15 protein-coding genes, 1 tRNA gene and 1 pseudogene are annotated in these 16,223 nt (G+C 67.5%); 6 read left to right on the top strand and 11 right to left on the bottom strand.

Features of this window, described 5'->3' with window-relative positions:
- Positions 1 to 109: 109 nt before the first annotated feature.
- The 3 genes from DY245_RS32350 to dcd form a co-directional block, all read right to left on the bottom strand.
- A complete protein-coding gene (locus tag DY245_RS32350; protein WP_128510746.1) occupies positions 110 to 1,708 on the bottom strand; it encodes a ricin-type beta-trefoil lectin domain protein in 1,599 nt (532 codons plus the stop codon).
- A 211-nt stretch (positions 1,709 to 1,919) separates the two neighbouring features.
- Positions 1,920 to 2,417, bottom strand: coding sequence for a phosphoribosyltransferase (locus DY245_RS32345; RefSeq protein ID WP_128510745.1), 498 nt, complete (start codon positions 2,415 to 2,417; stop codon positions 1,920 to 1,922).
- Between the two features lie 84 nt (positions 2,418 to 2,501).
- On the bottom strand, positions 2,502 to 3,077 hold the full coding sequence (gene dcd, locus DY245_RS32340; protein ID WP_128510744.1) for a dCTP deaminase: 576 nt from the start codon (positions 3,075 to 3,077) through the stop codon (positions 2,502 to 2,504).
- A 592-nt stretch (positions 3,078 to 3,669) separates the two neighbouring features.
- On the opposite strand from dcd, the gene DY245_RS32335 reads away from it, so the two are divergent.
- The 3 genes from DY245_RS32335 (at position 3,670) to DY245_RS32325 (ending at position 7,028) form a co-directional block, all read left to right on the top strand.
- Positions 3,670 to 3,743, top strand: a tRNA-Gly gene (locus DY245_RS32335).
- Positions 3,744 to 4,044: 301 nt separating this feature from the next.
- On the top strand, positions 4,045 to 4,371 hold the full coding sequence (locus DY245_RS32330) for a trypco2 family protein (protein ID WP_128510743.1): 327 nt from the start codon (positions 4,045 to 4,047) through the stop codon (positions 4,369 to 4,371).
- Between the two features lie 8 nt (positions 4,372 to 4,379).
- Positions 4,380 to 7,028: a S1 family peptidase gene (locus DY245_RS32325; RefSeq protein ID WP_181923972.1), complete on the top strand. Its 2,649-nt coding sequence runs from the start codon at positions 4,380 to 4,382 to the stop codon at positions 7,026 to 7,028.
- A 47-nt stretch (positions 7,029 to 7,075) separates the two neighbouring features.
- Here DY245_RS32325 and DY245_RS32320 read toward each other — a convergent pair.
- From DY245_RS32320 to DY245_RS32300, 5 genes and pseudogenes are all read right to left on the bottom strand, one after another.
- Positions 7,076 to 8,225 (bottom strand): annotated as a pseudogene (locus DY245_RS32320) (tyrosine-type recombinase/integrase).
- The gene (locus tag DY245_RS32315; protein WP_425329462.1) at positions 8,225 to 8,449 is read right to left on the bottom strand and encodes a helix-turn-helix domain-containing protein; all 225 of its coding nucleotides are present in this window, start codon (positions 8,447 to 8,449) and stop codon (positions 8,225 to 8,227) included. The pseudogene DY245_RS32320 and the gene DY245_RS32315 overlap by 1 nt, the downstream one beginning before the upstream one ends.
- Positions 8,450 to 8,647: 198 nt before the next feature.
- The gene (locus tag DY245_RS32310; protein WP_128510740.1) at positions 8,648 to 8,947 is read right to left on the bottom strand and encodes a hypothetical protein; all 300 of its coding nucleotides are present in this window, start codon (positions 8,945 to 8,947) and stop codon (positions 8,648 to 8,650) included.
- A gap of 181 nt (positions 8,948 to 9,128) precedes the next feature.
- Complete coding sequence (locus DY245_RS32305) at positions 9,129 to 9,929, bottom strand: YhjD/YihY/BrkB family envelope integrity protein (protein WP_128510739.1); 801 nt, start codon at positions 9,927 to 9,929, stop codon at positions 9,129 to 9,131.
- A 43-nt stretch (positions 9,930 to 9,972) separates the two neighbouring features.
- Positions 9,973 to 10,485 carry a hypothetical protein gene (locus tag DY245_RS32300; protein ID WP_128510738.1) on the bottom strand — a complete coding sequence of 171 codons (513 nt, stop codon included), beginning with the start codon at positions 10,483 to 10,485 and terminating at the stop codon, positions 9,973 to 9,975.
- Between the two features lie 330 nt (positions 10,486 to 10,815).
- Here DY245_RS32300 and DY245_RS32295 point away from each other — a divergent pair, with 330 nt between their 5' ends.
- Complete coding sequence (locus tag DY245_RS32295; protein WP_128510737.1) at positions 10,816 to 11,874, top strand: fatty acid desaturase family protein; 1,059 nt, start codon at positions 10,816 to 10,818, stop codon at positions 11,872 to 11,874.
- 60 nt (positions 11,875 to 11,934) lie between these two features.
- On the opposite strand, the gene DY245_RS32290 is transcribed toward DY245_RS32295, so the two are convergent.
- The 3 genes from DY245_RS32290 to DY245_RS44840 form a co-directional block, all read right to left on the bottom strand.
- Positions 11,935 to 12,111, bottom strand: coding sequence for a hypothetical protein (locus tag DY245_RS32290; protein ID WP_244943406.1), 177 nt, complete (start codon positions 12,109 to 12,111; stop codon positions 11,935 to 11,937).
- A gap of 381 nt (positions 12,112 to 12,492) precedes the next feature.
- Positions 12,493 to 13,044 (bottom strand): hypothetical protein, encoded by a 552-nt coding sequence (locus DY245_RS32285; protein ID WP_128510736.1) that lies wholly within the window; start codon positions 13,042 to 13,044, stop codon positions 12,493 to 12,495.
- A 278-nt stretch (positions 13,045 to 13,322) separates the two neighbouring features.
- Positions 13,323 to 13,478, bottom strand: a complete 156-nt coding sequence (locus DY245_RS44840; protein WP_181923971.1) for a DUF6131 family protein — start codon at positions 13,476 to 13,478, stop codon at positions 13,323 to 13,325.
- A gap of 191 nt (positions 13,479 to 13,669) precedes the next feature.
- Here DY245_RS44840 and DY245_RS32280 point away from each other — a divergent pair, with 191 nt between their 5' ends.
- Both DY245_RS32280 and DY245_RS32275 read left to right on the top strand, forming a co-directional pair.
- On the top strand, positions 13,670 to 14,623 hold the full coding sequence (locus DY245_RS32280; RefSeq protein WP_128510751.1) for a YihY/virulence factor BrkB family protein: 954 nt from the start codon (positions 13,670 to 13,672) through the stop codon (positions 14,621 to 14,623).
- A 1,065-nt stretch (positions 14,624 to 15,688) separates the two neighbouring features.
- A complete protein-coding gene (locus DY245_RS32275; protein WP_128510735.1) occupies positions 15,689 to 16,132 on the top strand; it encodes a hypothetical protein in 444 nt (147 codons plus the stop codon).
- Positions 16,133 to 16,223 lie beyond the last annotated feature (91 nt).

Genomic DNA, 16,223 nt, shown 5'->3' with positions numbered 1-16,223 from the left:
AATCTGCCACGGCGAAGGGGCCCGCTCCGGAGCATTCGACTCCGGAGCGGGCCCCTTCGCCGTGGGGCCGCGCGCCCGTTCCTCGTACGGCGGGCGCGTCCGCGTACGGCTAGGCGAACCGCTGGCCCGCCGAACCGTCGCAGCCCTGCAACCGCACCGGCTCCTTCGCCCCGCCCAGCGTCAGGCACAGCGACTGCGCACCGGCCGGCCGGAGTGTCCCGCCGTCCGCCCGTACGAACTGCTGGTTGGCCGCGCCCGAGCAGTTCCACAGGATCAGCCCGGCGCCCGGCTCGTAGCGCGCTCCCGGCACATCCAGGCAGCGGTCCTGGGTCAGCTCCACATGCACCGACTTGCGCTCCGCGTCGTACCACCAGCCCTGGTTGCGCTGCCCGTTGCAGTCCCAGCCGCCGACCGCCGTCCCGTTACGACTCGCACCGCCGGTCGCATCCATACAACTCCCCGTGCCGGCATTCTTCAGCGGCCGGTACGCGTCGTCCCATGCCTCCGCGTAGAGCTTCGGCTGCCCGGTGCTCGCCGGATCGGCGCAGGACGCCTCACGCAGCCCCGACGCGTACAGCTGGGTCAGACACGAGGCGAACGCGGCATGTCCGCGCGCGTTCGGATGGAACGACTGCCGCACCGAATTCGCGTCCGGCGGGAAGGGGTTGGACACATTCACCCACAGCCCGCGGGCCCAGGTGTCCTCCATGCACACCTCATGACCGTGGAACAGCCGCGAGGCGTCGAGATAGCCGGCCCCCGAGTCCCGCGCGGCCTTCCGCACGCCCTTCTCGAACGCCGGCACGGCGGCATTGCGCCCCCAGCCCGCGTCGGAGGTGTAGCCGGTGCAGCCGCCCGGCAGCTTCCCCGGGTAGTTCGGGTTGTCCTCCACATCCGGCCCGATCGGGCTCGGATACGACATCACCACGAGCCGGTAGTCGCCGTCCGCGTACCCCGCGTCCCGCATCACGGTCCGCAGATCGCCGACCGTCCGCCCGACCTTCGGCACCAGCCCGTCGACCCGCGCCTGCCAGCCCGGCTGATACTTCGGCTCGCAGGTGCCCTGGAGCAGGAACCAGCGCTGCACGCAGTCCGTCATCACCGGCCCGAACTGCAGATCGTCATTGGCGCCCACGACCAGCAGCACCATCTTCAGCCGCGTATTGCGGGCCTTGATCGCCAGACTGTCGCTCTGCACCAGCTCATCGGCGTACTGCTTGCTGCCGCCGATCACGATATTGCCGCTGTACGCGCCCGAACACGCGACGTTGTACGTCACATCCGCCGCGATCCCGGTCCGGTGGATCGCCGAGTCCGGCGACCGGTGACACCAGTTGCTCGGCCCGTCGGTCCCCGGCTCGTACGTCCCGACGCCCTCCCCCGAGATCTCGCTGTCGCCCAGCGAGATCAGCGAGGTCTTCCGCTCCCCGGCCGGCCGCTGGGCGGGGTCGCCGTAGAGCTTGACCGCCTCCTGCGCCCGGATCTTCTCCAGCTCGGGCGGCAGCGGTGTGGCCGTTCCGGCCGCCGTGGCGCTGCTGGCCCCGGCCCGCACCGGCGCACCGGTGGCCGCACTCGCCCCGCCCACGGCCACGGTGAACGCCACGGTCAGCGCCGCCGTCGACGTCGCGACCACGGCTCGTACCCGCCGCCCCCGCCCCGCCCGCCACCCGTGTAACGCCCGTCGCCGCCCACGTCTCACACGCACCATGGGGTCTCCCCTCCGGTCTGCTGTTACCGCGGGTTTTACTCGTAAGTAAGAACCGGCGGAACACCCGGAACGGAATTGGCCGAAACCAGCACACCGAAAGACAAGGGAAGCCGGACCACAGCAGCCCCGAAGACGCCAACTCCCTTACTCAGGAAGGCAGTCACCAAAGCGCAACGACTGTCACGCTGGCCCCTCAGCCCCTTCAGCCCCCTCAGGCGTCGAGGATCTGCCCCTCGCGCCGCACCACCGGCGGCTCCACGCTCCACGGGAAGTTGATCCAGTCGTCCGTGCGCTTCCACACGTACTCGCACTTCACCAGCGAGTGCGACTTCTCATAGATCACCGCGCTGCGGACCTCCGCCACCGTCCCCTGGCAGAAGTCGTGCACCAGCTTCAGCGTCTTGCCGGTGTCCGCGACATCGTCCGCGATCAGCACCTTCTTCTCCGAGAAGTCGATCGCGTTCGGCACCGGCGCGAGCATGACCGGCATCTCCAGGGTGGTCCCCACCCCGGTGTAGAACTCCACATTCACCAGGTGGATGTTCTTGCAGTCCAGCGCGTACGCCAGGCCCCCCGCGACGAAGACGCCGCCCCGCGCGATGGACAGCACGACATCGGGCTCGTACCCGTCGTCGGCGACCATCTGCGCCAGCTCACGAATCGCGCCGCCGAAGCGCTCGTACGTCAGGTTCTCCCGCACGTCACTCACGTATCTCTCTCAGACCTTCTCTGCCCACCAGCTCTGCCACGCGCCCGCCCTGTCGGGCGCGCCCCCCACACCGACGCGGCTGTCTCATACCTGCGTACGGTGAAAGTTCATGAACGAACGGGACGGCGTCGGACCGCGCTGCCCCTGGTAGCGGGAGCCGTACCGATCACTGCCGTACGGGTGCTCGGTCGGCGAGGTCAGCCGGAACATGCACAGCTGCCCGATCTTCATGCCCGGCCACAGCTTGATCGGCAGCGTGGCGACATTGCTCAGCTCCAGCGTCACATGCCCGCTGAACCCCGGGTCGATGAATCCGGCGGTGGAGTGCGTCAGCAGCCCCAGCCGTCCCAGCGAGCTCTTGCCTTCGAGCCGGGAGGCGAGGTCGTGCGGCAGCGTGATGACCTCGTACGTCGAGGCGAGCACGAACTCACCGGGGTGCAGGATGAACGCCTCATCGCCCTCCGGCACGACCTCACGCGTCAGATCCGCCTGCTCGACGGCGGGGTCGATGTGCGGGTAGCGGTGGTTCTCGAACACCCGGAAGTAGCGATCGAGCCGCACATCGATGCTGGACGGCTGCACCATCGACTCTTCGTAGGGGTCGATGCGCACCCGACCTGCATCGATCTCGGCCCGGATGTCCTTGTCTGAGAGAAGCACGCAGACGAGGATACGCGCCCGCACCACCCCCACCGCACGACGAGGGCCCGGCCCCCACCTGGGGGAGCCGGGCCCGCTACTCCTCGTTCCTGCTACTTCTCTTGATCGCGACCACTCCGTGACCGCTCCGCCACTACCTCGCTACCGCTCCACTACCGCTTCGCGTGCTCGACGGGCACCGAATGCCGCAGCCGAGCACAGCGCGGGCAGCGCAGAAGCCGTCCGGGACCGAGCCGGTCGGTGGTCTGCATCGGGAACGAAGCGGTGCTGAACACGTGGCCCTCGGCACAACGTACGACGGTGCGCTCCATCAAGTCCCTCTCCCAACTGCGTGGACAACAAAAGCCACATTAGGGGATGAACTGGGCGCCACTGCACGCGGCACTCCGGCGCCCAACCGTACGCCTCAACTCCCGCGCCCCGCACCCGCATCCCACCCCGCGAGCCGCCGGCAACCCCCACCCTCAACACCCCGCCCACAGCCCCACCGACCGCCCCCACCCGCCCCGTCCGGGCATGCCAAATGCACCACGACGAGGCGATGGGGTAGAGTGTGCGACGATGTTCCGCTCTCGATCCGAGGCGGGATTACGCGGGTGTAGTTTAATGGTAGAACATGAGCTTCCCAAGCTCAGAGCGCGGGTTCGATTCCCGTCACCCGCTCCATAACGAAGGCCCAGGTCAGCGATCTGGGCCTTGTTTATTATCTAGACCTCTCCGGCGTGGGCGTGCCCTCCACGTGCCCCAACTCCCCTCTACGGGTTACACGGAGAGGTGCCGCACGACACCTCTGGAGCCACGCGTCGAGCAACGTCTCAAATCCCGAGACGCGATTCCTGTGACCTGCACCACTAACGCGTCAAGTGGGTGCGAACTCACGTCTGCAAAGAGGGCGGTTTCCGGGCTTTAGGTAGCGCCCATCAGTAGCTGACTGGCCTACTGGAGTTCAGGTCTATGAGGGGGACATATGGAGTCGAGCGGAACGGAACTGGCCGAGGCGCTAAAGGCCGTTCGGGAGGGCCTCGCGGCAGCACAACGCGATGGCGAGGGATCGCCCCTTCGCTTCAGAGTCAGTGATGTCACGCTCGAACTCAGCATCGAGTTGCGACACTCGGCGTCTGCGAGCGGCGGAGTCAAGGCTTTCGTCGTCTCTGCTGACGCACGTGGCGAACGGACGAAGGCGGAGACGCAAAAGCTGACCGTGAATCTGCAGGTGGATCGGCCAGACGACAACCTCATCGGGGATGAGGGGCGCGGCTTCGATCCCCTGCCTGGCGAAGTGCCGCTGGGCTGAGGACTCGAGTGAGCGCACACCTCCGCCAGCGGGCCGTAGAAGTCAGCAATCCCCGTGACGAGACATTCGGTTCAGGGACCATCATCGCGCCTGGCCTCGTGCTCACCGCAGCCCATGTCGTATGTCGCCAGGGGCCGGATGGTCAGCCTGTGCTGGTCCGTGCCCTCGACGGAGGACCGGCAGTCGATGCGCGGGTGATTTGGCATGACGAAGATCTCGACAGCGCCATCCTGCAAACCGATCGGCAACAACTCGGTGTGGACGTACGGATCGTGAGGTGGGGTGAACTCACCTGCGAGCATCCGGCCGAGCGGCCTGTCTGCACAGCAATCGGTTTCCCCAGGGCGATGCGGCGACGTTTCCTCCGCAGGTCGCGGGAAGTCATGGTCAGCGATCCAAAGGTCGTCAACGGGTACATCTATCCGACGACGGCGGCCCGGTCCCAGCGTTACGCACTCGAAGTGAGTGACGCACGTCCATCCGAGCGCACCCTGTGGCAGGGGATGTCCGGTGCCGGCATCTTCTGTGAGGGACTTCTGGTGGGTCTGGCAACTCAGGCGCCCGAGAATTGGGACGCGTCGCTCCTTCTGGCGACTCCTATCTCGTGGCTCCTCGCGGCCGAAGGCTTCGCCAAGTCGGTCAGCGCTGCCACTGGACTGCCGGCCCAGCTTCAACCTGCCGATCTACAAGCACTGCTCGACGACGCCCCTGACCCACGGCTATCTGCTTCCTACCTGCTCTCGGCCCAGGCCCAGGTCGTGCCCATGTCAGGGTTAGAGGAGCAGTCCGAACTCTTGGCGCAGTGGTGTCACAGCGGACGTCGGATCGACGTTGCCGCAGTCACCGGCACCGGTGGCGTCGGCAAGACTCGGCTCGCCAGCGAATTGCTGCGCCATCTGGGCGAGCCCCAGACCGGCATCGATTCACCACGGCCCTGGGCAGGCGGGTTTCTCTCCGAAAGGCCGCTGCGGACGGCGCAATACGAGGCCCTCACCACGGCGAACCGACCGTTGCTTTTGATCGTCGATTACGCCGAAACGCGCCTCGATCAGGTCGATGAGCTGCTGAAAATCGTGAGTGGCAGCGGCGGCACCGCTCAGCCCATTCGGCTCCTGCTGCTGGCCCGCGATCAAGGTAGCTGGTGGCAGCCGTTTCGCCGTTCGCGCCGGGGCACTGCGTCGATGGGGGCGGGTCTCGGTGTAGAGGTGAACGACTGCATCGACGCCGCCGCCCCTGGATCGGCATACGAAGCCGCAAGGCATGCCTTCGCGGAGCGCATCCGCATCTTGAAGGGGGCAGGGATTGAGGACGACTGGGATTCCGCGGCAGCCACACCGGCAACGCCAAGGCGCATTGCGCCGCCCGAAAGACACTCCAGCGTCCTGACCTTGCACATGACAGCTCTTGCGGATCTACTCGCCGAGATCAATCCAGCATTCGCCGCGTACGGGCACCCAGTCGACGTGCTCTTGGCCCACGAGGAGCGCTACTGGCAGCGGATTGCCCGTGCTCGCGGCCTGGACGGAACCTTCCAGCGTCAGCCTGGTCTCCTGCGCACCATGGTCGCGACGCAGAGTCTGGCCGGTGCCGGCGATCGAGCACAAGCACGAGCAGCCATCGCCGCGGGACTGGAGGCCCACCACCATGGACTTCCCACAGGCGCCGGTCCAGATGCCCATCTCGTCGACGCCGTTGAGGACATGCTCGCTGTGCTCTATCCGTCCGGCAGCGGCGCGCGGTGGGGGTCCATCGGCCCGGATCTGCTCGCCGGAGAGGTCATCAGCGAGGTCGAGGAGGCAAGCGACCACCGATTCATCGCCAGCCTCCTCCAGCATCCGTCGCTGGCGCAGGAACAACGGCAGCAAGGGCTCACAGTTATCTCCCGAGCGGCCGATGCTCAGCCCGAACTCGCGGCGAGTGCTGCGAAGGCCGTTGCAGAAGCTCCTGATGCACTTCTCTCACTGGCGACTCATGAGGTTGCCGACCAACTTGGCACGAACTCTGCACTGCGGTGGATCACTGAGGTCAAGACTGCCGTGGAGGACCGGGGTCGGCAAGCATCCATCGACCCAGCGCTCTCCAAGTGGGCGATCAGCATGGCCGACCACGCACTGAACAGGCTCCGCACCAGAGCAGCTGCGGCAGCCGAGCCGGTAGCTGCCACTGCCCCTCCAAACTGGGCAGATGTCCAGGACGAGGCCGAGCAGGTTCTCTCTTTGCTGCAAGACGCTCGGTCCCATGCCATTGAGCACGGTCTGGTGTCCAGGAAGGACTCCTCTGGTTCCTTCCAGCACATCGCCGACGTGATCGCGCAGCTCAGTTGGATTATCGGGGCACACGTCGATGCAACCGTTGTAGAGGGCACCTTCGGGGGCAGGCTGGATTTCCTTACGGATAAGCCGGTCGTCATCGGCATCGCCAATGCCTGCCACTCGATTGCTGGCGTCCCCTTCGACGACGGGCACACACGCGCACTCAGCGAAGCAGTTGACCGCGTGGTCGCCCTTGCGAGGCGGGTCCAAGCATCAGAATCGAGACCCAGCCCCTCCCCTCCTGCGGGCCGGGTCGGCAGGGGTGGCAGCTACATGTCGCTCGATGATTTCCTCCGTTTGCAGGGCGATCGCTACCGCAGCGGGCCGGAAAACCCGGACGAGTAGCCGATCTACCTTCCAGGGGGACGACATGCTGTCGTCCCCCTGGAAGTTCAGGCTTCTTTCGCGACCTGCCGCTGAGACGCCGCCTTATCGCGTGCAGCTCGCACCCTCGCGTCGATGCCCCCGGCAACCTCCTGTTGCCGGTCGTCAGGAGAATGCTGGTAGATCAACGCTGCCTTCTCGGAAGACTGACCCGCCCGGACCATGGTGTCCTTGAGCGTGGCACCGGACTGGGTGGAAAGCGTGTGCCCGGTGTGGCGGAGGTCGTAGAAGCGGAAATCCTCCGGCAGGTCTGCCTTGGCGCGGGCCCGGCGCCATTTGCGGCCGAAGGTGGAGCGTCGGAAGGGTGCGCCCTTCTCGCCGACGAACAGCAGGCCGTTGAGGTCCTTCTCGGCGAACCAGTCGAGGTGCCGCTTCACCTCTATGTAGAGGAAGGCGGGCAGGTAGATGGTGCGCACGCCCGCATCCGACTTGGTGTCGCCCTCGACGCGTCGGCCAGTGGTCAGCTCTGGTGCCGCCTCGCTGACCTTCACAGCGAGGGGTTCCAATGTGACGCTGGGCCGTCGCAGCGCTGCCTGCTCCTCCGGCCGCATTGGACCGTACGCCCCGAGGTAGACCATCAGACGCCACCGCGGTCCCATGGCGTCCGCGACCGCGTCGACCTGCTCGACGGTTGCCGTCGGCCGCTCCTTGGCCCTTTCGCTGCCCGCCCCCTTGATCCGGCAAGGGTTGCGGCGGATCAGCTCGTCGTCGGAAGCCGTCCATGATGGCCTTCAGGAGCCGGTAGGACTTGGCAACCGTCGTCGCTCCTGTCGCTTGCAGCCGCTCGGCCCGCCAGGTGCGCACACCGGGCGGCGCGATCTCGTCCAGGTCCATGGCCCCGAAGACGGGCAGCATGTGTAGCCGCAGAAGCCTGCGGTACAGCTCCTCCGTCGTCGCCGAAAGGCCCCGCTCCTCGACCCATTTCAGCGCGTACGCCTCGAAGTTCACGGCGCCGGCGTCGGGGTCGATCCAGTGGTTGCGCTCGATGTCGGCCTGGGTGAGGGTCAGCCAGGTCTGCGCATCGGTCTTCGTGGCGAAGGTCTCCGGGGCGGTGCGGCGGCTGCCGTCCGGTGCCCAGTACCGCGCCTGCCAACGCCCGGAGGCGAGCTGGCGGACGGTGCCGAACTCGCGCCGCCGCTGCGGCTTGCGGCCCGCCATCAGGCCGCCTTCCGGTAGGAGGACTGCGCATCGTGGAAGGACGGGATGGTCCGCTCCGCGATGTAGGCGTTCAGCGCGGCTTCGGGGATGCGGACGTGCCGACCGACCTTGACGTAGCGGATGCAGCGCTCCTGGATGAGGCGCCGGACGAAGCGGACGCCGGTCCGGAGACGCTCGGCGGCCTCGTCAACGGTGAGGAGGGGGCCGGCATCGGGTGTGATCACCTCCTTCATGGCACGCGGGGAGCGGGCGGAGGCATGGGGTATTGCCGGTTGGCGCAAGGGGTGAGTCCTCGTCTGGCAGGTGCGGTGCGGCAACACCGAACTGCCGGGTCGTTCTTGAGGGATGGGCGGTGAGACTCCCAGCCGCTGAGGGTTTGCGGGCTCAGGGCGGGAGGCGATCAGGGGTCGACCCTCGACGGCTCAGTCGTGCTGGTCGGCGTCGGGGTGTTCGCCGGGCGGCGGAGCGCCGTGGGGCCCTCTGGCGAAGTTGGCGATGGCTTCCTCGGCCATGGCGTTGGAGACCATGACGTCGGCTTCCTCGCTGATGTCGGGGTGTTCGACGAGGTAGGCGTCCAGGGCGTCACGGGCCTGTGTGAGGGTGGCACCGGCCCGCTGGGGCTGCAGGACGAGGGCGCAAGCGGCGGTGCCGGGCAGCCTGGGCGCAGCGCGTCTGAGGAAGTGCGGCGGCAGAGAGGTCGGTGCCGGTGGCGGCTGACGCAAGGATGCTTGGCTGCGCTGGCAGCAGCTCGCTCCCGGCCGGTTACTGCCGCTTGGCGGTCCCGAGGACGGGGCCTGGACCTGGCTCACCGAACACACGGCGTGCCAGGTGCTGAGTCGCGCGGCCTCCGATATCCGGGGGCCGGCTGGGCACGGCGCGTATCCGTCTGGCCGGTCGGTCTTTTCAACGGTGTCGGCGCTGAAGCACCAGCCGGCCGACCAGCGCACCGCCGAAAACCACCACGCCCACACCGACCAGCCAGGACTGGATGACCAGGACGGTTCCGATGGCGCCGTAGGTGACGGCGCTGGACGCGATCAACGGCGAGAAGACGAGCCGGGAGAAGACCCGGAGACCGATCAGTCCGATCACCGTAGTCACCGCGCCGGGCAGCAGGGCGCCCCAGCCGACCCGGCCACCGAGCAGCATCCGCTGCGACCACCAGAAGAACAGAACAGCGCTCAGCAGTGCGGCCGACGTGAGGGCCAAGGACTGTCGCCACAGCGTGGTGGTGGCGGACATGAAGAGGTACCCGACGAGTACGACGAGCCACAGCACATGCCGCCACCGGGCATACCAGCGCGCTGCGGAGAGTTCCCAGACCCTCTCGTAGCCGGTCTGCACCGCCGACCCCAACGACAGACCGAAGACAGCAAGGGTGGCAACGCCGAACGCGGTCGTAGTCCGTGCCGTCTGGCCGGGCCGGGTGAACAGTTGCCCGATTTGCTCCCTGGAAGTCGTCGACACGCCGATCCCGTCCCCCAGCCACTGCGCGAACCCCCTCCCGTGTGTCGGATCAGCCGCGGAGACAACGATCAACAGTGGCACCAGCGTCAGGAACCCGAGCGCCGCGAAGCCCAGTGACCGCGACCCCAGCTCCAGCTCACGGCCCCGTCTCCATCCGCGCCCGACCGGCGAATGCCGGATCACACGGCGCAGCCGCCCGAACAGAGAGGGACGGCCCGCGGCATCGGAAGGCTTCATCGGTGCGCCTGTCGACTACACGGTCGGCGACGTCGCGGCAGTCTCACGGGCTGTCAGGAGGCACGCTGCCCGCCCTGGGGGAGAAGACCGCCTCTGCTGCCGTGAGGCGCAGCGTCTCCAGCGTGTCGATCTGGCCCCGCGCCCGGTCCAGCAGATTGTGCAACCGGGATTCATCCAGACGGGGCTCCCCCGCGGCCACGACGAGCAGCGTGCGCCAGATCAGGGTCTTCCCCTCGACTCCCAGCCGCAGGGTCTCAAGCTCGATCAACGTGCTCAGCCCGGAGCGCCGGTACAGGACGCCGTTCGGCTTCAGGCGCCCCAGCCTCTCGGCCGCCCAGCCACCGTAGACCTTGTAGCGGCGTGCTGGGACGCCGAGCGCGTCCATGACTTCGAGCAGGCTCTGCCGGTCCTGGGCGATCTCGTCGCAGATGCGCTGCAGGTCGGCGCTGCGCGCCGAGTGGCGGTGCTGGTGGGCGATGCGCTGCGCGAGCCCGATGCCGAAGGTGGCACCGGCCAAGTGGTCATTCAGGTAGATCCCGAGCTTGTCGCGATGCATCCTGGGCCCCGTTCTCGTCTGTCCTCGGCGATCTCCTCGATGGTGCGACCGCGTCCACAAGCGGGCCGGGAGCACCGGCGTCGGGTTGCCCCCGCACCACGCAGCAAACCGCGAAAGAAGGGAGCCGACGCGGCGAAATGCCGGGAACGGACCCGAACGGCTCAGGGGCCCCAGGCGCTGGAGCCACTGTCCATCCCCGCGCACGAGGTGGAGCTGCGCAGCAGGGCCCTTCCAGGACGGTGACGGCACACCGCGTTACGGTGCGTGACTTCTCCTGGCCGGCTTCGTTGATTCGAGCAACCGAACACCCCCCGACTGCTGGAGCCTGGTATGCCGCCGACCAGCGCACTCCTTCCCGGTGAACGTGGTGACGGCCCGCAGCCGGCCGTCACGGGGAGCGAGTTCGCGCCGCTACTGCGGGAGATCAAGGACCGCGGACTGCTGAAGCGCCGCCGCGGGTATTACGCCAGGACGATTGTCCTGAACTCTCTTGCCCTGGCCGCTGTATGGACGGGTGTCATGCTGGCTGGGGGTTCGTGGTGGGTGTTGCTGCTGGCGGTGCCGTTGGGGGTGTTCAGTGGGCGTACGGGGTTCCTCGGGCACGATGCGGGGCATCAGCAGATCGCCGGGAGCCGCCGGGCCAACCGGGTGCTCGGGCTGGTCCACAGCAATCTTCTGCTCGGCATGAGCTACGGCTGGTGGAACGACAAGCACAACCGGCATCACGCCCATCCCAACCATGTGGGCAAGGATCCGGACGTCGACGTGGGCGCGCTGGTGTGGACACAGGCCCAGGCCACCGAACGCAAGGGCTTCGCACGATTTGTGACGAAGCATCAGGCAAGACTGTTCTTCCCGATGCTGTTGCTGGAGGGCTTCGCGCTGAAGGTCGCCGGCATCGTGGACCTCAAGCGGCAGCCGGCACTTGAGCGCGCCGTCGAGGGGGCGCTGCTCGCCGCGCACCTGGTCGGTTACGCGGTCCTGCTGTTGTCGGCGATGCCGGTGGGTGTCGCCGCGGTCTTCGCGCTGCTGCATCACGCACTGTTCGGCCTGCACCTGGGCTGCTCCTTCGCGCCGAACCACAAGGGCATGCCGATGCCTGAGGCCGACGGTGAACGGTGGGGGCATCTACGCCGCCAGGTGCTGACCTCGCGCAATGTGCGGGGCGGGCGGGTGACCGATTGGTTCCTGGGCGGTCTGAACTACCAGGTGGAGCACCACCTCTTCCCCAGCATGCCGCGACCCAACCTGCGCCTCGCCCAGCCGGTGGTGCGCAGGCACTGCCACCGACTCGGCGTGCCGTACACCGAGGCGGGCCTGATCGACTCCTACGTCCAGGCGCTGCGGCATATGCACGCGGTCGGCGCTCCGCTGCGGGCAACTCGATGATCGACGGCCGAATGCGACTGCGCTACGGCGCGGCCTGTCGCGTAGTCGGCCGGCTGGGAGTCAGGTGCTGAGCAGGCGGTCGAAGAAGGACCGGTACTGCTGCAGAGCTTTGCGTAGGTCCTCGGTGGCGACCTCCTCGCCGCGGTGCCATTGGCCTTCCAGCCCCTGTTTGTGGTCGGCGAATGTGGTGGCGAGCAGCTGCATCACCTCGGCGACGAGCGCGTCTGCCGCAAGCACCGACTGCTGCGGGTCATCGACGAATCCCTGCTGGATCTCCTGCCACCTGGTCCGGAGGCCCTCTGTCTCCTGGGGTCCTAGAAGCGGGGCGGTATCGGGCTTCTGCGCGGACGCGCCATGTCCGCCGGCTGCGGCGTCCGGCTCCCCTCCGGCCGCGTCCGTGATTCTGCTCCTGGGCGCAGCCCGGTCGGCTGCGGGGACTGCCGTCAGGTCATCGTCCGGGGGCTGTTGCGGTGCATCTGTCCGGGGCCGGGCGATGTCCTCGGTGGACAGACCCTCTCGGCCGGGCTCGGCATACTCGTCGCGCCCGAATGGCCCTTCCCTCTGCATATCCCTTCACCTCCATGGGGTGGTGGCACGCTCCCGGCTGCTGGGCACTTATCAGCGTTCCTTGTCCGACGAAGCGGTGCCGCCGTCGTGCAGCAGTTCCTCGAACAACGCCCGGTAGTGGACCATCGCGCTCCGCAGTTCTTCCGTCGAGGTGTCCCTGCCTCCGGCGCGCGCGTTGATCTCGTGGGCGATGCGGTAGTGCTGCAACGTTTGGGCATGTTCGACCGAGAGGTCCCGCTTTTGTTGTTCGTAATCCTCGGTCGGGTAGCCCCGCTCGCTCATGAGCGTGGTCACGAGCCGGTCCGCCTCGCCCACGGCCTGGTCGGGACGGTCGACGAAGTGTTCCTGCACGCTGGTCCAGTCCCGGGCGTACCGGTCCCGCACCGTCGAGGGCAGTGGCCTGATCTCCAGCGTTTCATGCCGCTCCTCCCTCGCCCTCAGGTCGCGGTCGGCCGCGCCACGGCTGTGCTTCGCCTCGACCGCGCGCTCGTATTCCGGCCCGAAACGTTCCCGCAGCTGCCGGCGCCGGATCGTGGTCCGCAGGACCAGCGCGGCCACGGCCAGGATGACCACGACAGCCACGATGATGACGATGGTCGACATCGCATCCTCCACTCACTTACAGCCCACGACCGGCAGCCATGTTCAGAGACGACTGAGCCGCAAGTAGCTCGGCGCGCCCCGCACGACAAGCTTCAGCGGCCACCGGTGACGTATGCCCAGGCACGCGGTGCGCCGCACTCTCATCGGGGCTTCCCCACACGATCTTGGATCTCACGGGTGAACGCGCAGCGATGCGTGCCGCACACGGTCGTCGTTACACCGCCGGCCGTCGGCTCCACACGCGCGGGACTTCATCGCCGTGCGGGTGTCGGGGCCCTCTACCAGTAGTGCCGTCGCCCGCGGACCCCATGCCCGAGAGCGCCCAGGAGCAACAAGATCAGTCCGATGACGGCCAGGATGATCCCGATGGTCCACAGTATGGCGATCTTGGCCAGGAACCCGATGATGAGCAGAATGACTCCCAGGGCGATCACGGTGTCCTCCGATCTCGCACAATGCGCTCCCTCTCACTGTGACGCTCACCTGTCCACGCGGCAACCGCTTCCGAATCCCGCTGACCACCGACCGCACGCGCAGGGCACCCACTTCGCCACGGAAGGCGGCGGAGTTTCGCCGCCAGATGCCTCTTCTCACGCCGTGGGTACGCTGAGAGTGGGTGTTTTCCATGGAATGGCTGAGAAGGCTGCCTGGGATCGCATGGCTGATGCGTACGCACGTGTGGCGGGCGTACGAGCGGCTGGCCGCGGCCCATTGGGCCCGGCTCGCCGCCGCCATCACCTTCACCAGTTTCGTCGCGCTCTTTCCGCTGATCACTGCGGGCGCGGCGATCGGAGCCAAGCTGCTGAGCAAGGACCAGCTCAGCAAGCTCCAGGACAAGATTGCCGGCCAGGCGCCGGGCCTTTCCAACCTGCTGAACCTGAACAGCCTCGTCGCGCACGCCGGAACCGTCGGGCTCATCGCGGGCGCGCTGCTGCTCGTGATCGGCATCAACTGGGTCGGCTCCCTGCGCGGGTGCCTGCGCGCGGTCTGGGAGAAGGAGCAGGACCCGGGAAATCCGATCCTGCTCAGGCTCAAGGACACCGGGGTACTGGTCGGTCTCGGCGTGGTCGGGCTGGCCGCGATGGCCGGCTCCGTGTTCGCGAGCAGAGGTGTCGGCTGGGCCGCCGATAAGATCGGCATCGAGGGCGGCGCCGGACGCACGCTGCTCTTCCTCGCCGGCCTGGCCATCGCCCTGCTCGTCGACTTCCTGCTGCTCGTCTTCCTGCTCACCCGGCTGCCGCAGGTGCACCCTGGCCGGCGCGCGGTCGTGATCGCCGGCCTGATCGGTGCGGTCGGCTTCGAACTGCTCAAGCTGCTACTGACCAGCTACCTGCAGGGCGTCGCGGCGAAAAGCATGTATGGGGCCTTCGCTGTGCCGGTCGCCGTCGTGCTGTGGATCAACCTCATGGCCAGAATGCTGCTGTACTGCGCCGCCTGGACGGCGACGGGGACAGCAGCGCAGTCCAGCGAAGCAGCCGCAAGTGAAGGTACGGGTCCCGGGACCGGACCCGCTGTGTCCGACGTACCCCGGCGGGCAGCGGAAAGCGGCGGTCCACCAACAACACCGCGCAGGCCCTGATGCCGAGCGGTCCCCGACCAGCCCCGGCAGTGAGTGCCCACCGACACCCACCGGAGGGTATTGGGCTCCGGCCGGTTCCTGCTTCGCCCCACGATGAGGTCGCCAACCATCTGATGCAACGTCTGCCGCAACAGCCGCGCCGCACCAGGGGGCGGCCCACTGGGACAGCCCGCTGAAGGCGTCGGCACCAGGGGCGGATGAGGCCGCCGACGGCGAGTTGGCGGCCGTGTTCACGAAGTGTCGCAGTGCCCGTCACTCAAGTGAGCCCGAGCAGGTCAACGCCTTCCAGTTCACCCGATCGGGCCCTTTCCAATGGTCCGATCAGGTGCTGCGGAGTTGCATGGACGAGCAGGACGGAGCCCGGTCAGCAGCGCGTTACCCGGCTTCGCCCCAGGCAAGCGACCCACGGCCCGCCGGGGCCTTAGACCAGGGGAGAGGCCGATGTACGAGATGATTGCCGGCCCTGCGACGACCGGTGCCGGAGTCACTTGGCACGTAAGGGCCAAGGGTGATGCCGGTACCACCCTGTGCGGGCAGCAGACCGCACAAACCGTGCGTGCCAGGCCACTCTCCGATGACGCGCCGACCGAACGCTACTGCTCGCCATGTATGAGCGCCGTCCACGAGAGAATGCAGTCTGAGGCACGCTGATCGGACGCACGCCCCACTGGCGTCGGGGCCTCGCACGGTGCTTCAGCATCTCGCTCAAAGTTGCATTCAGTCCTTCAGGGTTCAGCACATCGCGGCCTCTCGGGGACGGTCGTTCGCGCTGTACGTCCCCCCCAGTCCAGTCAGGCGTGACCAGCTCCGGGGCAGCGCCTCTCGCATTTCCGTCCCAGTCGTGACACCAGAATTTGTTGCACTCCCGACCTGCGCGACACCCGGCGTCCTGCCCGTCGAGGAGGCATAGCGCCTGCTCCTCCCAGTTCTGCGCCGCATCGCGGTCGATGGTCTCCAGCGAGTGAGCCACCGGTCCCGGGGAATCCTGTGCGTTCCGGTCGCAGTGGCCTCCTGGCCACTGCGGTTCTACTGTGGGACATACCCAGTAGCTCCTTGGAGCGCGTCATGATCGGCATCCTCGGACTCCTCATCCTGCTCGCCGCGGTAGTCGTCGGCGTGGCCGGCATTGTCACCAACGGTGGCAGTGGGCATGAACTCACAGGCGGGTTCTCGGTATTCGGCTACGACATGGCCGGCTCCACCGGCATGCTGTTCCTGTACGGCATCATCGTCGGGGCTGCGGCCGTGTTGGGGCTGATCTTGCTGTTCACCGGTGCACGACGCCGTACCTCGCGCCATGGCAGCACCAAGCGCCACGGACTCAAGCGCCGCGAGACGACCGATGCCGGCAACGATCGCCACGACCTGAACGGCCAACGCGGAACCGGCCGCGCAGAGACGGCAAACGCGCGGGGAAACGAATCACCCCAAAGCGACCGTCCTGTCGAACCGCACGGCGGTCATCGCAGGAAACTGCACTTGTTCGGGCACCGAGCCGCCCCCCGGTAGGCCACCACCGCACGCGCGGAGCGCTGACCGCCGACCCACCAGTATTCCTGCCGCCGGACCTCCAGCAGACAACTCACCCAAGGTGGCCACC

Source organism: Streptomyces inhibens, from assembly GCF_003389455.1.
GTDB classification, from domain to species: domain Bacteria; phylum Actinomycetota; class Actinomycetes; order Streptomycetales; family Streptomycetaceae; genus Streptomyces; species Streptomyces inhibens.
Note: the sequence above shows the minus strand (reverse complement) of the source record. Positions and strands in the feature narration are given on the sequence as shown.

What these genes read in the sequence shown, in the direction of transcription:
- DY245_RS32350 (WP_128510746.1), bottom strand. Translation starts at nt 1,708, where the DNA reads ATGGTGCGTGTGAGACGTGGGCGGCGACGGGCGTTACACGGGTGGCGG.
- DY245_RS32330 (WP_128510743.1), top strand. Translation starts at nt 4,045, where the DNA reads ATGGAGTCGAGCGGAACGGAACTGGCCGAGGCGCTAAAGGCCGTTCGG.
- DY245_RS32305 (WP_128510739.1), bottom strand. Translation starts at nt 9,929, where the DNA reads ATGAAGCCTTCCGATGCCGCGGGCCGTCCCTCTCTGTTCGGGCGGCTG.
- DY245_RS32300 (WP_128510738.1), bottom strand. Translation starts at nt 10,485, where the DNA reads ATGCATCGCGACAAGCTCGGGATCTACCTGAATGACCACTTGGCCGGT.
- DY245_RS32295 (WP_128510737.1), top strand. Translation starts at nt 10,816, where the DNA reads ATGCCGCCGACCAGCGCACTCCTTCCCGGTGAACGTGGTGACGGCCCG.
- DY245_RS32285 (WP_128510736.1), bottom strand. Translation starts at nt 13,044, where the DNA reads ATGTCGACCATCGTCATCATCGTGGCTGTCGTGGTCATCCTGGCCGTG.
- DY245_RS32280 (WP_128510751.1), top strand. Translation starts at nt 13,670, where the DNA reads ATGGAATGGCTGAGAAGGCTGCCTGGGATCGCATGGCTGATGCGTACG.
- DY245_RS32275 (WP_128510735.1), top strand. Translation starts at nt 15,689, where the DNA reads ATGATCGGCATCCTCGGACTCCTCATCCTGCTCGCCGCGGTAGTCGTC.